Source organism: Ferrovibrio sp., assembly GCF_036381655.1.
Lineage (GTDB): Bacteria > Pseudomonadota > Alphaproteobacteria > Ferrovibrionales > Ferrovibrionaceae > Ferrovibrio.
Window position 1 is genome coordinate 1 of sequence record NZ_DASVCJ010000072.1, and the last position, 12,333, is coordinate 12,333.

13 protein-coding genes are annotated in these 12,333 nt (G+C 64.6%); 7 read left to right on the forward strand and 6 right to left on the reverse strand.

The annotated features are described in order from the left end of the window. Positions 1-136 precede the first annotated feature (136 nt). The 5 genes from VF194_RS16410 to VF194_RS16430 form a co-directional block, all read right to left on the reverse strand. Complete coding sequence (locus tag VF194_RS16410; protein ID WP_330892271.1) at positions 137-913, reverse strand: sulfite exporter TauE/SafE family protein; 777 nt, start codon at positions 911-913, stop codon at positions 137-139. Between the two features lie 17 nt (positions 914-930). Then, positions 931-1,794 carry an MBL fold metallo-hydrolase gene (locus tag VF194_RS16415; protein ID WP_330892272.1) on the reverse strand — a complete coding sequence of 288 codons (864 nt, stop codon included), beginning with the start codon at positions 1,792-1,794 and terminating at the stop codon, positions 931-933. Positions 1,795-1,813: 19 nt separating this feature from the next. Then, positions 1,814-2,347 carry a rhodanese family protein gene (locus VF194_RS16420; protein ID WP_330892273.1) on the reverse strand — a complete coding sequence of 178 codons (534 nt, stop codon included), beginning with the start codon at positions 2,345-2,347 and terminating at the stop codon, positions 1,814-1,816. 107 nt (positions 2,348-2,454) lie between these two features. Then, complete coding sequence (locus tag VF194_RS16425) at positions 2,455-3,615, reverse strand: YbfB/YjiJ family MFS transporter (RefSeq protein ID WP_330892274.1); 1,161 nt, start codon at positions 3,613-3,615, stop codon at positions 2,455-2,457. An 80-nt stretch (positions 3,616-3,695) separates the two neighbouring features. Then, positions 3,696-4,484, reverse strand: a complete 789-nt coding sequence (locus VF194_RS16430; RefSeq protein ID WP_330892275.1) for a hypothetical protein — start codon at positions 4,482-4,484, stop codon at positions 3,696-3,698. A gap of 162 nt (positions 4,485-4,646) precedes the next feature. On the opposite strand from VF194_RS16430, the gene VF194_RS16435 reads away from it, so the two are divergent. Genes VF194_RS16435 through VF194_RS16455 form a run of 5 tightly spaced genes read left to right on the forward strand, consistent with a single transcriptional unit; the run spans position 4,647 to position 8,499 of the window. Further along, complete coding sequence (locus VF194_RS16435; RefSeq protein ID WP_330892276.1) at positions 4,647-5,321, forward strand: hypothetical protein; 675 nt, start codon at positions 4,647-4,649, stop codon at positions 5,319-5,321. A 19-nt stretch (positions 5,322-5,340) separates the two neighbouring features. Beyond that, a complete protein-coding gene (locus VF194_RS16440) occupies positions 5,341-5,634 on the forward strand; it encodes a UxaA family hydrolase (protein WP_330892277.1) in 294 nt (97 codons plus the stop codon). Beyond that, positions 5,631-6,836, forward strand: coding sequence for a UxaA family hydrolase (locus tag VF194_RS16445; protein ID WP_330892278.1), 1,206 nt, complete (start codon positions 5,631-5,633; stop codon positions 6,834-6,836). The genes VF194_RS16440 and VF194_RS16445 overlap by 4 nt, the downstream gene beginning before the upstream one ends. Positions 6,837-6,872: 36 nt before the next feature. Then, positions 6,873-7,622: an SDR family oxidoreductase gene (locus VF194_RS16450; RefSeq protein ID WP_330892279.1), complete on the forward strand. Its 750-nt coding sequence runs from the start codon at positions 6,873-6,875 to the stop codon at positions 7,620-7,622. A 28-nt stretch (positions 7,623-7,650) separates the two neighbouring features. After that, positions 7,651-8,499, forward strand: coding sequence for a fumarylacetoacetate hydrolase family protein (locus tag VF194_RS16455; RefSeq protein WP_330892280.1), 849 nt, complete (start codon positions 7,651-7,653; stop codon positions 8,497-8,499). A gap of 4 nt (positions 8,500-8,503) precedes the next feature. Here the strand turns inward: VF194_RS16455 and VF194_RS16460 are convergent, their stop codons facing one another. After that, complete coding sequence (locus VF194_RS16460; protein ID WP_330892281.1) at positions 8,504-9,451, reverse strand: sugar kinase; 948 nt, start codon at positions 9,449-9,451, stop codon at positions 8,504-8,506. A gap of 161 nt (positions 9,452-9,612) precedes the next feature. Between VF194_RS16460 and VF194_RS16465 the strand changes: the two genes are divergently transcribed. Both VF194_RS16465 and VF194_RS16470 read left to right on the forward strand, forming a co-directional pair. After that, a complete protein-coding gene (locus tag VF194_RS16465) occupies positions 9,613-10,311 on the forward strand; it encodes a GntR family transcriptional regulator (RefSeq protein ID WP_330892282.1) in 699 nt (232 codons plus the stop codon). Between the two features lie 70 nt (positions 10,312-10,381). Further along, entirely contained in the window at positions 10,382-12,166 is a 1,785-nt protein-coding gene (locus tag VF194_RS16470) for an IlvD/Edd family dehydratase (protein ID WP_330892283.1), read from the forward strand. The last annotated feature ends 167 nt before the right edge of the window (positions 12,167-12,333 follow it).

The following is a 12,333-nucleotide window of genomic DNA, read 5'->3' on the forward strand; positions in this document are numbered from 1 at the left end:
GCTCCGAAAGGCAGCTGAACGCAGTGTCGAGGCAACATGGCAACGTATCGGAAGCCTGCTGGACCGCTTCCCGCCACAGGAATGCGCAAACTATCTCAGGAACGCTGGCTATGCTTCGATCTAACGGGATTCCGGTCTAGACGCTGCGATAGACGATATAGGCGGCGACCGCGAAGATCAGGCCGGCGAAGATGCGGTTCAACAGGCCTTTATGGCCTGAGGCCCAGATCGCCATCCGGGTGCCGATCAGCCCGCCGAGAATGCCGCCGACGATGAACCAGGCCGCCACCGGCCAGTCGATCAGGCCGGAGAGGGCATAGCTGATGGCGGTGGTCAGGCCGAAACTGCCGACCGCGAACAGGGACGATCCGATCGCGTTGATCAGCGGCATGCCGCTGCCAAGCATGAGGCCGGGCACGATCAGAAAACCGCCGCCGATACCGAAGAAGCCGCTGAGCGCGCCCGTCGTCAATCCGATCGGCACCAGCCTGCCGGCGACGGCGCGGTTAAGGTGCACGTCGGGATTCCCCTGGGCCGCCTTGGGCCGCAGCATGGCCAGGCCGATCACCATCATGACGCCGGCAAACAGGAGAAGAAGATGCTGGCCGTTGGTCAGCTTGCCCAGGGCCGCGCCCAACGCCGCGCCGAGCACGCCGGAGGCGGCGAAGACCATGGCGCAGGGCCATTTTACATTGCCCTTGCGGGCATGCTGGGCGAGATTGGCGAAGGCGTTGACGGCGACCGCCAGCGCACTGGTGCCGATCGCCAGATGGGCATCGCCGATGCCGACCAGATACAGCAGGGCGGGGACCGCCAGGATCGAGCCGCCGCCGCCGACCAGGGCGAGCGAGAAGCCGACGGCCGAGCCGGCGCCAATGGTCAGCGCCGTTTGCGCCATGGATAGGGTGATCATTGTCCGCAGCGCCGCGATTAGAGGGCGTCGACCGGCGTTTTGAGGTAGCGCACCCCATTGTCCTCGGGCGGCGGCAAGCGGCCGGCCCGCATGTTGACCTGCACGGAGGGCAGGATCAGGCGCGGCATGTCGAGCGTGGCGTCGCGTTTGGTGCGCATGGCGACGAACTCGTCTTCGCCGATGCCGTCGTGAACGTGGATATTCCTGGCGCGCTCCTCGGCCACGGTTGTTTCCCAGCGAAAGGCGTCGCGTCCGGGCGCCTTGTAATCGTGGCACATGAACAGCCGCGTCTCGGGCGGCAGCGCGAAGATTCTGTGGATCGAGCGGTAGAGCTGGCGCGCATCGCCGCCGGGAAAGTCGCAACGCGCGGTGCCGTAGTCGGGCATGAACAGGGTATCGCCGACAAAGGCCGCATCGCCGATCACATAGGTCATGCAGGCCGGCGTATGACCCGGCGTGTGGAGCGCGCTGGCATTGATGCTGCCCAGCCTGAAGGTTTCGCCATCCTGGAAGAGATGATCGAACTGGCTGCCGTCGCGGGCGAATTCCGTGCCGGCGTTGAAGACCTTGCCGAAGACATCCTGCACGACGGTAATGTTGAAGCCGATGCCGATTTTGCCGCCGAGTTTCTCTTGGATGTAGGGCGCCGCCGAAAGGTGATCGGCATGAACATGGGTCTCGAGAATCGATTGGAGGGCCAGGCCCTGATCCTCGATGTAACGGATGATCTTGTCCGCCGAAGTCCGTCCGGTGCGCCCGGACGCGGGATCGTAATCCAGTACCGAGTCGATAACGATGCAATGTCCGCTCGCCGGATCCGCCACCACATGGGAGACGGTGAAGGTATCCTCGTCGAAGAAGGCTTGAACGGCGGGCTTCATGCGGGCGGTCCCTGACGGTTCACTGGGCAAGGAATCTGCGGTTCCACGGCATGATGGCGAGCAGCCGCGCCATGCCGCAGAAGCCAGTGAGACCGGCCGTCATCAGGCCGGCGCCGACAATGCCGCTGAGCAGCAGGAACCACGGCGACACCAGCCAGGCCAGCAGGGTGCCGAGCAAGGCCAGGCCGCCGGCGGCGATCTGGACCTGGCGCTGCAGATCGAGCGGCGCCCCCTCATCGCGTTCCACTGGCAGGCCGGCGCGCTTCCAGGCATCCAATCCGCCGGCCAGCAGATAGGTCTCCCTGAAGCCCTTCGCCAGAAGGCGGGAGGCATGCATGGTGGTGCGCATGCCGGAACGGCAGGTGAAGACCGCCACATTGTCCCGGTCTGCGCCGAAATCGTGGCCATCGAGGCGCGCCAGCGGCACCAGGCGGGCGCCTGCGATCCGTTCGCGCGCGAATTCCGGCGGCTCGCGAATGTCAATGAGTATGACATCGCCGGATTGCAGGCGCTGGCGCAGGGTGACCGGATCGATCTGGCGGATATTGCTCATGCCGCATCCTCTTCTCAGCGAGCTACATCAGATGCCGGCCGATAAATGTCAAGATTTTTTGTGTAGAATTTTTGCGGGTAGGGACTGCACTCCCTCTCGGATGGCCATCAGGCAGCGGCGCGGGGTCTGGCGAAAGTCGCCAGGATCGACGCAGTGAACAGGCCGGCGGCGCCGATGGCGAATAGCAGATTGTAGGAACCGGTGCGGTCGAACAGGAAGGACATCAGATAGCCGACCCCGGCCGACGACACCGCCCAGCCGCCGGTCAGCCAGCCCCAGACCTTTCGATGCGCCTCCATCCCGGCCAGTTCGGCGGCGCGCCCGGAGGCGAGCGCGGAAACGCCGGGCGTCAGGGCCCCGACGATCAGCGCCGAGGCGGTCAGCGCCGCCGGATGCTGCGAGAAGAGCGGCAGGGCGACCGCGCTGGCCTTGACGATCAGCGCCGCGATCAGGCTGCGATGAAAGTTGAGCCGCTCGGCGACCATGCCGCTCAACAGCGGGCCGCATAATGCGCCGGCGCCGAAGATAACCCAGAACAATCCGCCGGCGGTCACGCCGCGATTGAGGCCGCGGGCAATGTAGTCGGCCCAGAAGACAGTGTGCGGGATGAAGCCTGCGGCATCCAGCATATAGGCGGTCAGCAGCAGCCCGATCGGCCAGGTGAAAAGCCGCGCTGCTCCTGCCGTAAGGGCCGGGGGGGCAGCCGCAGACGCCTTGCCGTCCCATTGCCGCCAGGTCAGGGCCGCCAGCAGCAGCGTCAGCAATCCCATGCCGAGCCAGACCGGTCCCGGGCCCCAGCCCGCGAGGGCGGGAACCAATGTGCCGCCGGCGATGATGCCGGTGCCGACGCCCGTGAAGATGATGCCGTTGCTGCGGCCGCGATGGCTGACCGGGACGCGCGACAGCAGGAGCGGCACTGCGCCGACCATGAGAATCCCGCCGGCAAAGCCGGCAATGAACCGCCAGGGCACGAACCAGACGAAGCCCCAGGGCAGGGCGCAGGCCAGCAGGCTGCCGCCGGTCACCGCCATCGCCACGCGGGTCAATAGCGGCATGGGGGCGAGCCGGGCCAGAGCGGCGGTCAGGAAGCTGCCGGCGACATAGCCTGCCAGATTGGTGGCGCCGAGATAGGCGGCGCTGCTCGGTGTCAGCCAATCATGCTCGACCAGTACCGGAATGAGCGGGGTATAGCCGAATCGGGCGAAGCCGATGCCGATGAGAAGCGCACAGAGCCCTGCGAGGGCGTCACGCCAGACGGGTGCTATCATGGAGAGGGGGCACGGAAAAAGCGGCGGAGACGGCTCGTAGAATAGTGCAGTCCCGCCGCCGCTTCGATGCTCCGGTGAATTTATTTTCCGAACAGGCCTTTCAGCTTTTCGGCGGCGCCGCCGGCGGCCCCGCCGATATCGCCGGCCTTGTCCTTCAGCAGCGTGCCAAGCTGTTTCTTCAGATCGGCGGAGGCGACGCTGGAGGCTTTGGCGCTGATCGTGCCGATGATTTTCTCGGCGATCTCGGCCGGCGTCGCCCCGCCCTTGTCCTTGCCGATATCGGTCAGATGGATGACCGGCAGCGGCGCCGACAGGCTGCGGCCCTGCAGCGCGGTATGGCTGATCGCGATATTGCCGTCCCGGATGGTCAGGTCCTCGATCACCACCTTGCGCTCATTTTCACCGGCCTTGCCCCTGGACGACGCGGGGGCGGGGGAAGACGCGCCGGACTTGCCGCCGCCGAATTTCGCGGCATAGGCTTGCACATTCTTCTGGATGACATCGAGATTGCTGCCCTTCTCGCCATATTCATAGGTGATCGCCGGCTTGGTGACCGTGATGCTCTTGATGACGATCGGATTCGATTGCAGCGAGGAGATGTCGAGCGAAACCTTGATATCGCCGAGCGACATGGCCTCGGCGGTGGCGAAACCCTTCGGGTTGCCGACCACCAGACCTTGCAGGCTGCCGCTGCCTTCCGTGGGCTTCAGGTCGACGGATTTGAGCGTCACCTGCGCCTGCGTGGCTTCCGAGCCGTAGCGTTCCACGACCGCCTTTACCAGGCTGTCGATATTGGAGGCGAAATAATAGGCGGCGCCGGCAACGGCGAGCACCAGGATGGCGAAGGCGAGGGCCAGCTTCTTGATCATCAAGTCGTTCCTTTCGTTTCGCTACCTGCCGCCTCGATTATCGGTGCGGCGCTTGTGCGGACGCAATGGCTTTCGCAACCGGAACAGAGCGCGGCATTGCCGACTAGCCAGCCTGCCGAAAAGCGGTTAAAGTTGAAACTGATATATCAGATGGGAGAAAACATGTCCGGGGTCGGGTTGGCCGGAGAGGCTGCCTCTTTGGCCGAGCGGCTGAGCCGCTGCTATGCCTCTGCGGTGCATGATGTCTTGCGCGGGCTGGGGCATGATAATTGTGTCCTGCCGAACGATCTTCGTCCGCTCGATCCCCGGCTGACCCTTGCCGGCGAGGTCTGGACGGTCAGCGGCCACATCGACCGGACCCGATCCGCCCATGAGACTTTGCTGGAATGGACCGGGGTGCTCTCGAAGGCGCCTGGCGGCAAGGTGGTCGTCTGCCAGCCGCATAACCGCGAGGTTGCGCTGATGGGCGAACTGTCCGCCGCCGCCCTGCAGTTGAAAGGCGTGCGCGGCTACATCGTCGACGGCGGCTGCCGCGACGCGGCCATGATCGAACGGCTCGGCTTTCCCGTCTGGTGCAGCTTCTATACGCCGTCCGACATCGTCGCGCGCTGGGTGCCCGACAGTTTCGGCACGCCGATCACCATCGGCAGCGTCACCATATCGAGCGGTGATTGCGTCATCGCCGATCGCGATGGCGTGGTCGTCATTCCGGCGACGATGGCCGAAGCGGTCATCGCCCGCACCGAAGAGGTGATCGGCACCGAGGGGGATGTGCGGCGCAATATTCTCGCCGGCATGGACCCGCAACAGGCCTATCTGCGTTATGGCAAGTTCTGAAAGCCGGCCTGGAAGCCAGATGGATGCGCGCCTGCTTTTATTGGCCGCCGGCGACAATGTCGCCGTGGCGCGGCAGGAAATCCCCGCCGATTCCCTTGTCATGGTCGCGGGGCGGCAGGTCAGGCTGAGGCAGGCGCTGGGATTCGGCCACAAGATCGCGGTCAAACCGATCCGGGAAGGCGAGCGGATCATCAAATACGGCGCTCCGGTCGGCCGGGCCAGCGCCGCCATCGCGCTTGGCGATTACGTGCATCACCACAACGTACGCAGCGAGTATCTGCCGAACACCCGGGCGGTGGAGGCGGCATCGTGAAGGGCTGGCGGCGCGCCGATGGGCGCAAGGGCATTCGCAATCATGTCGCCGTCGCTTATCTGGTCGAATGCGCCCATCATGTCGCGCGCGAGATCGCCTGGCCTTACCGCGACACGGGCCGGGCTGGCGCCGCGCATGCGATCGGTTTTCCGGGCTGCTATCCCAATGCCTATGCGGCGAAGGTGATGCAAAGGCTTTGCACGCATCCGAATGTCGGCGCCGTGCTGCTGGTTTCGCTGGGCTGCGAGGGTTTCAACAAGCGCTCGCTGGAGCGCGCGATCCGCGACAGCGGCCGGCCGGTCATGACGCTGACGATCCAGGATGACGGCGGCACCCGCAGCACGATCGACAAAGGCCGCGCCTGGGTCGAAGCGCAGCTTGGCGAACTCGCGGCGCAGCCGGCCGAGCCGATGGCAGTGTCCGAACTCGTGGTCGGCACGATCTGCGGCGGTTCGGATGCGACATCCGGGCTGACCGCCAATCCGGCCATGGGCCGTGCCTTCGATTTCCTGGTTGCGGAGAAGGCTGCGGCGATCTTCGAGGAGACCGGCGAACTGATCGGCATGGAAGACTGGATGGCGGCGCGTGCCGTAACGCCGGAGCTGGGTGAGGAGATCAAGGCCTGTGTCGCCAAGGCGGCGCGATACTACGAAACCCTCGGTTATCCCAGCTTTGCGCCGGGCAATGCCGATGGCGGATTGACCACCATCGAAGAGAAGTCGCTCGGCGCCTATGCGAAAAGCGGCGCCTCGCCGATCAGCGGCATCATCAAGCCGGGCGATATCCCGCCGCGCGGCGGGCTTTATCTGCTCGACGTCGTGCCCGACGGCGAAGTCCGCTTCGGTTTCCCCAATATCAGCGACAACGCCGAGATCGTCGAGCTGATCGCCTGCGGTTCGCATCTGATCCTGTTCTCGACCGGGCGCGGCTCGGTGGTCGGCTCGGCCTTGGCGCCGGTGATCAAGGTCTGCGCCAATCCGCGCACCTATGATCGCATGGCCGAGGATATGGACGTCAATGCCGGCCGCATTCTCACCGGCGAGGCGGACCTGGACACGGTCGGCCGCGAGATTTTCGACCTGATCCGGCAGGTGGCCGGCGGCGCGCCGAGCAAGTCGGAAGCCCTGGGGCATCAGAAATTCATCCTCACCTACAAGAGTTTCTCGCCACTGGGTCCGGCCTGCCTGCCGGCGGTGGCATAACGACTGTCGCATAACCACAGGGAAGAGAAGAGCAGCATGCGTTTGAACGGTAAGACGGCGGTGATCACGGCCGCCGCACAGGGTATCGGGCGGGCTACGGCCATAGCGTTCGCCAAGGAAGGCGCCAAGGTGATCGCCACCGATGTGAACGAGGCGAAGCTCAAGGAGCTTGGCAGCCTGCCCAATATCACAACCCGGCGGCTGGATGTGCTGGATGCCAAGGCGATCGGCGATTTTGCCGCCGAAGTGGGCGCGCTCGACGTGCTGTTCAATTGCGCCGGATTCGTCCATCACGGCACCATCCTTGACTGCAGCGAGGCGGATTGGGATTTCGCCTTCGACCTCAATGTGCGTTCGATGTTCCGCCTGACCAAGGCCCTGCTGCCGGCCATGCTCGCAAGCGGCCGCGGCGCCTCGATCATCAATATGTCCTCCGGCGCCTCTTCGGTGAAGGCTGCACCGAACCGGTTCGTCTATGGAGCCACCAAGGCGGCGGTGATCGGTCTGACCAAATCAATCGCCATCGACTTCATCAGGCAGAATATCCGTTGCAACGCGATCTGCCCCGGTACTATCCAGTCGCCGTCGCTGGATGACCGCATCGCAGCCCAGGCCGCTTCTGCCGGCGGTGTCGAACAGGCGAGGGCTGCTTTCGTCGCGCGGCAGCCGCTTGGCCGGCTGGGAACCGCGGAGGAGATCGCGGCACTGGCGGTCTATCTGGCATCCGACGAAGCGGCATTCACAACCGGCGCGATTCACGTTATCGACGGCGGCTGGTCACTCTGAAAGGCATCTGTTTTCAAGGAGGGATAAAATGAAGCTGTTGCGTTACGGCCCAGCGGGCCAGGAGAAACCGGGCATGCTCGATGCCAGCGGCGCCATCCGCGATCTTTCGGGCGTGGTGCCGGATATCGCCGGGGCAGCGCTTGCGCCCGATGGGCTCGCCAGGCTGAAAGCGCTGGATCCGTCCAAGCTGCCGGCCGTCCCCGGCAAGCCGCGGCTCGGGCCCTGCGTCGGGCAGGTGCCGAAATTCATCTGCATCGGTCTGAACTATTCCGATCATGCCGCCGAAACCGGCAATCCGATCCCGGCCGAGCCGATCATCTTCATGAAGGCCACCTCGGCGATCACCGGGCCGAACGACGACGTGATCATCCCGAAGAATTCCAGGAAGACCGATTGGGAGGTCGAACTTGGCGTGGTGATCGGCAGCACCGCGCGCTACGTCGACGAGAAGGATGCGATGGCGCATGTGGCGGGCTATTGCGTCGTCAACGATGTGTCCGAACGCGAATTCCAGATCGAGCGCCATGGTCAGTGGACCAAGGGCAAGAGCGCCGACAGTTTCGGTCCGATCGGTCCCTGGCTGGTCACCGCCGACGAGGTGCCTGATCCGCAGAATCTAGCCATGTTCCTCGAGGTCAGCGGCCACCGCTACCAGAACGGCTCGACCAAGACGATGATTTTCGGCGTGCGCTACCTGGTGAGCTATCTGAGCCAGTTCATGACCTTGCAGCCGGGCGACGTCATCTCGACCGGTACGCCGCCGGGCGTCGGCATGGGGCAGAAGCCGCAGGTTTATCTCAAGCCCGGCGATACCATGCGGCTCGGCATCGCGGGCCTGGGCGAGCAGAACCAGAAGGTGCGCGCTTACGGCGAATGACGCGTCAAAGACGCTCCGGTTGCGGCCGGCCGACGGAGTCGAAAAACGCCTCCACCGCCGGCCGCTGCGGGATCGGCGCCACGGCGCCATAGCCGGTGGTGGTCAGCGCCGCGGCGGCATTGGCGTAGGCGGCGGCTTCCTGCGGCGCCGCGCCGCGCACGAGTTCCGCCAGGAAGGCGCCGTCGAAGCAGTCGCCGGCGCCGGTGGCATCGACACTGCGCACCCGATGCCCGGGGATGCGCCAGCGGCCGGATGCATCCGCCAGCAGCGCCCCTTCGGCGCCGCATTTGAGCACCACCAGCGGCACGCCCATCGTCCGGTAATGGTCGAGAATCCTGAGCGGATCATCCAGGCCGGTGAGCGCCGTGGCATCTTCCAGGCTGGGCAAGGCGATGTCGCTGAGCCGCAGCGCCGCGTCGATCGCCTCGCGCGCCGTTTCCAGCGGCCAAAGCTTCAGCCGGAGGTTGGTGTCGAAGCAGACGCGATTGCCGGCCTGGCGCACGATCTCGATCGCCTTCATGACCGTCTCCCGCATTCCGGCGCTCACCGCCAGGCTGATCCCGGAAGCATGCAGGATTGTGGTCTTTTTCACGATTCCCAGCGGCAGATCGGCCGGCGTCATGCGGCTGGCGGCCGAGTCCTGGCGATAATAGGTGAAGGCATGGCCCTTGTCCGTGTGAGTCACGAAATAGACTGCCGTGGGGGAATCTTCGCGGCGGCCGACCGCCGAGGTATCGACATTCTCGCTTCGCCAGAGGTCGAGCAGGAGGTCGCCGAAGGGGTCCCGGCCGAGCAAGGTGCAATAGCCGGCCTTCGCACCCTGGCGGGCGGCGGCGATGGCGCAGTTCGAGGTATCGCCGCCGAAACCGCGCAAATACTGGTCGCTGTCCCGGCCGCCGGTCTGGTTGAACTCCACCATGGCTTCGCCCAGGCAGAGGATATCAAGCTGCATGGCTGCCGCCGAACCTCCCATGACTTTCACCCTTCCTAGCCGAATCATCCATTTGGGGCAAGACAACTGACATATCAGATACTATCTTGAGGCTGTTCGAGGGCGCTGCTAGTTTGCCAAATAACAATCGACGCCAGAAATCGGAACAGGAAAAGGCCGCCATGCCTAAGACGAACGCGGTACGTGCGACGCGCATCGAGCGTCCGAAATCTCTCACCGAATTGGTCAAGGAGCATGTCCGGTCCCGCATCATCAACGGCGAATTGATGCTGGGCGAAGCGCTGTCGGAGAACGTGCTGGCGGCCCAGCTCGGAATTTCCAAGACGCCGGTCCGCGAAGCGCTGCTGCAGCTCAAGCTGGAGGGGCTGGTCGACATCCAGCCGCAGCGCGGCAGTTTCGTCTTCTCCATGGCGCCGGAAGAGGCGGCCGAGATGTGCCAGTATCGGGTGATCCTGGAATCGGCGGCCCTGCGCGATGCGCTGCACAACGACGAGGCCGGCCTGATCGAGGCGCTGGAGCAGAATGTGCGCCGCATGGCCAAGGCGGTGGCGGACGACGACATGCCCGCCTATCGCCGGCTCGATACCGAATATCATCGCCAGATCTTGAATCGCGCCGGCAACCGCTTCCTCGTGGCGGCGCACCAGCAGCTTGAAATGCGGATCCAGGCTTTGCGCGCCAGCGTCACCTCGAAGCACCGCACCGTGGAAGAGTCGCTGGCCGAGCATCAGAATATCGTCAAGCTGCTGCGCACCCATGAGAAGACCAAGGCGCTCAATCTGCTCGGCGTTCATATCCGCGCCGCCTCGCGCGACTATCAGATTCTCCTGCAGGAACAGGCGCGCGGCCGGCAACGTTAGATTTTCACGGGGAAATTTGGCGACGAAGGGCGGGCATGTGCCCGTCACATAGCGATTTAGGGAGCAAGTGATGGCCGAGAAGAAGGTGAAACGGCTGCGCAGCCGGGAATGGTTCGATAATCCGCATGATCCCGGCATGACGGCGCTCTATCTCGAGCGCTATCTCAATTTCGGCCTCACCCTGGCCGAACTGCGCGGCGGCAAACCGATCATCGGAATCGCGCAGTCCGGCAGCGATCTGTCGCCCTGCAACCGTCATCACCTGGATTTGGCCAAGCGCGTCCGCGACGGCATCCGCGATGCCGGCGGCATCCCCTTCGAGTTCCCCACCCATCCGATCCAGGAGACCGGGAAGCGGCCGACCGCGGCGCTTGATCGCAATCTGCTCTATCTCGGCCTGGCCGAACTGCTCTACAGCTATCCGATCGACGGCGTGGTGCTGACCACGGGCTGCGACAAGACCACGCCCGGCATGCTGATGGCGGCGGCAACGGTGGATATTCCGGCGATCGTGCTGTCCGGCGGACCCATGCTGGACGGCTGGTACAATGGCCAGCTTGCCGGTTCGGGCACGGTCGTGTGGTTCGCACGCCAGGAATTGGCCGCCGGCCGGATCAACTACGATCAGTTCCTCGAGATGGTGGCCTCCTCGGCGCCCAGCCCGGGCCATTGCAATACCATGGGTACGGCGTTGTCGATGAACAGCCTGGCGGAGGCCCTGGGCATGTCGCTGCCGGGCTGCGCCTCGATTCCGGCGCCGTACCGCGAGCGGGCGCAGATGGCCTACGAGACCGGACGCCGTGCCGTCGAGATCGTGCATGAGGATCTGAGGCCGTCGCGGATCCTCACCCGCAAGGCTTTCGAGAACGCCATCGTGGCGGCGAGCGCGCTGGGCGCCTCGACCAATTGTCCGCCGCATCTGGTCGCCATCGCCCGTCATATCGGGGTCGAGCTGGATACCCGCGACTGGGACGCGATCGGCTACAGGATTCCGCTGCTGGTGAATTGCATGCCGGCCGGCCAGCATCTGGGCGAGGGCTTTCATCGCGCCGGCGGCGTGCCGGCGGTGATGCGCGAATTGCTCGAAGCAGGCAAGCTGCATGCCGATGCGCTCACGATCAACGGCAAGACCATGGGCGAAAATGTGCGCGATGCGGAATGCAAGGACCGCGATGTGATCCGGCCCTATGACAAGCCGCTGCTGCCGGAGGCAGGATTCGCCGTGCTGTCGGGCACGCTGTTCGACTCCGCGATCATGAAGACTTCGGTGATCACGCCGGAATTCCGCCAGCGCTATCTGCAGCGCAAGGGGGATGAAAACGCCTTCGAAGGCACGGCGATCGTCTTCGAAGGGCCGGAGGATTACCATGCGCGGATCAACGATCCGGAATTGCCGATTGACGAGAATAGCATCCTGGTGATCCGCGGCACCGGTCCGGTCGGCTATCCCGGCGCCGCCGAGGTGGTCAACATGCTGCCGCCCGATCGGCTGGTCAAGCAGGGCGTGCTGCTGCTGCCCTGCATCGGCGACGGCCGCCAGAGCGGTACATCGGGCAGCCCGTCGATCCTGAACGCTTCGCCGGAATCGGCGGTGGGCGGCGGGCTTGCCCTGCTGCGCACCGGCGACAAGATCCGCATCGATCTGAACAGGCGCTCCGCCGACATCCTGATCCCGGCGGAAGAATTGGAACGGCGCCGCAAGGCCTGGACCCCGCCAAAGCTGGTCAACCAGACGCCGTGGCAGGAACTGCAGCGCCAATATGTCGGGCAGTTGTCGACCGGCGCCTGCCTCGATTTCGCGGTCGACTATCAGCGCATCGCCGAGACTTTTGGCGTACCGCGCCACAATCACTGAATGAACATCAGTTCTCGCCGGCGCCTTGTGTAGAATGCGCCGGCGAGACGGCGAAGGGCGAAAGATTTCGGCGCATATGAGCCTTGGCAGGGCAAAATGGGCTGGCTAAACTTATATATCAGATGCTACGGTCCTCGGCCGATCGGCATCCGACATCGCTAAAAAAA

Coding starts and splice junctions, on each gene's coding strand:
- VF194_RS16455 (WP_330892280.1), top strand. CDS start 7,651: ATGAAGCTGTTGCGTTACGGCCCAGCGGGCCAGGAGAAACCGGGCATG.
- VF194_RS16425 (WP_330892274.1), bottom strand. CDS start 3,615: ATGATAGCACCCGTCTGGCGTGACGCCCTCGCAGGGCTCTGTGCGCTT.
- VF194_RS16460 (WP_330892281.1), bottom strand. CDS start 9,451: ATGCAGCTTGATATCCTCTGCCTGGGCGAAGCCATGGTGGAGTTCAAC.
- VF194_RS16470 (WP_330892283.1), top strand. CDS start 10,382: ATGGCCGAGAAGAAGGTGAAACGGCTGCGCAGCCGGGAATGGTTCGAT.
- VF194_RS16410 (WP_330892271.1), bottom strand. CDS start 913: ATGATCACCCTATCCATGGCGCAAACGGCGCTGACCATTGGCGCCGGC.
- VF194_RS16430 (WP_330892275.1), bottom strand. CDS start 4,484: ATGATCAAGAAGCTGGCCCTCGCCTTCGCCATCCTGGTGCTCGCCGTT.
- VF194_RS16450 (WP_330892279.1), top strand. CDS start 6,873: ATGCGTTTGAACGGTAAGACGGCGGTGATCACGGCCGCCGCACAGGGT.
- VF194_RS16465 (WP_330892282.1), top strand. CDS start 9,613: ATGCCTAAGACGAACGCGGTACGTGCGACGCGCATCGAGCGTCCGAAA.
- VF194_RS16435 (WP_330892276.1), top strand. CDS start 4,647: ATGTCCGGGGTCGGGTTGGCCGGAGAGGCTGCCTCTTTGGCCGAGCGG.
- VF194_RS16420 (WP_330892273.1), bottom strand. CDS start 2,347: ATGAGCAATATCCGCCAGATCGATCCGGTCACCCTGCGCCAGCGCCTG.
- VF194_RS16415 (WP_330892272.1), bottom strand. CDS start 1,794: ATGAAGCCCGCCGTTCAAGCCTTCTTCGACGAGGATACCTTCACCGTC.
- VF194_RS16440 (WP_330892277.1), top strand. CDS start 5,341: ATGGATGCGCGCCTGCTTTTATTGGCCGCCGGCGACAATGTCGCCGTG.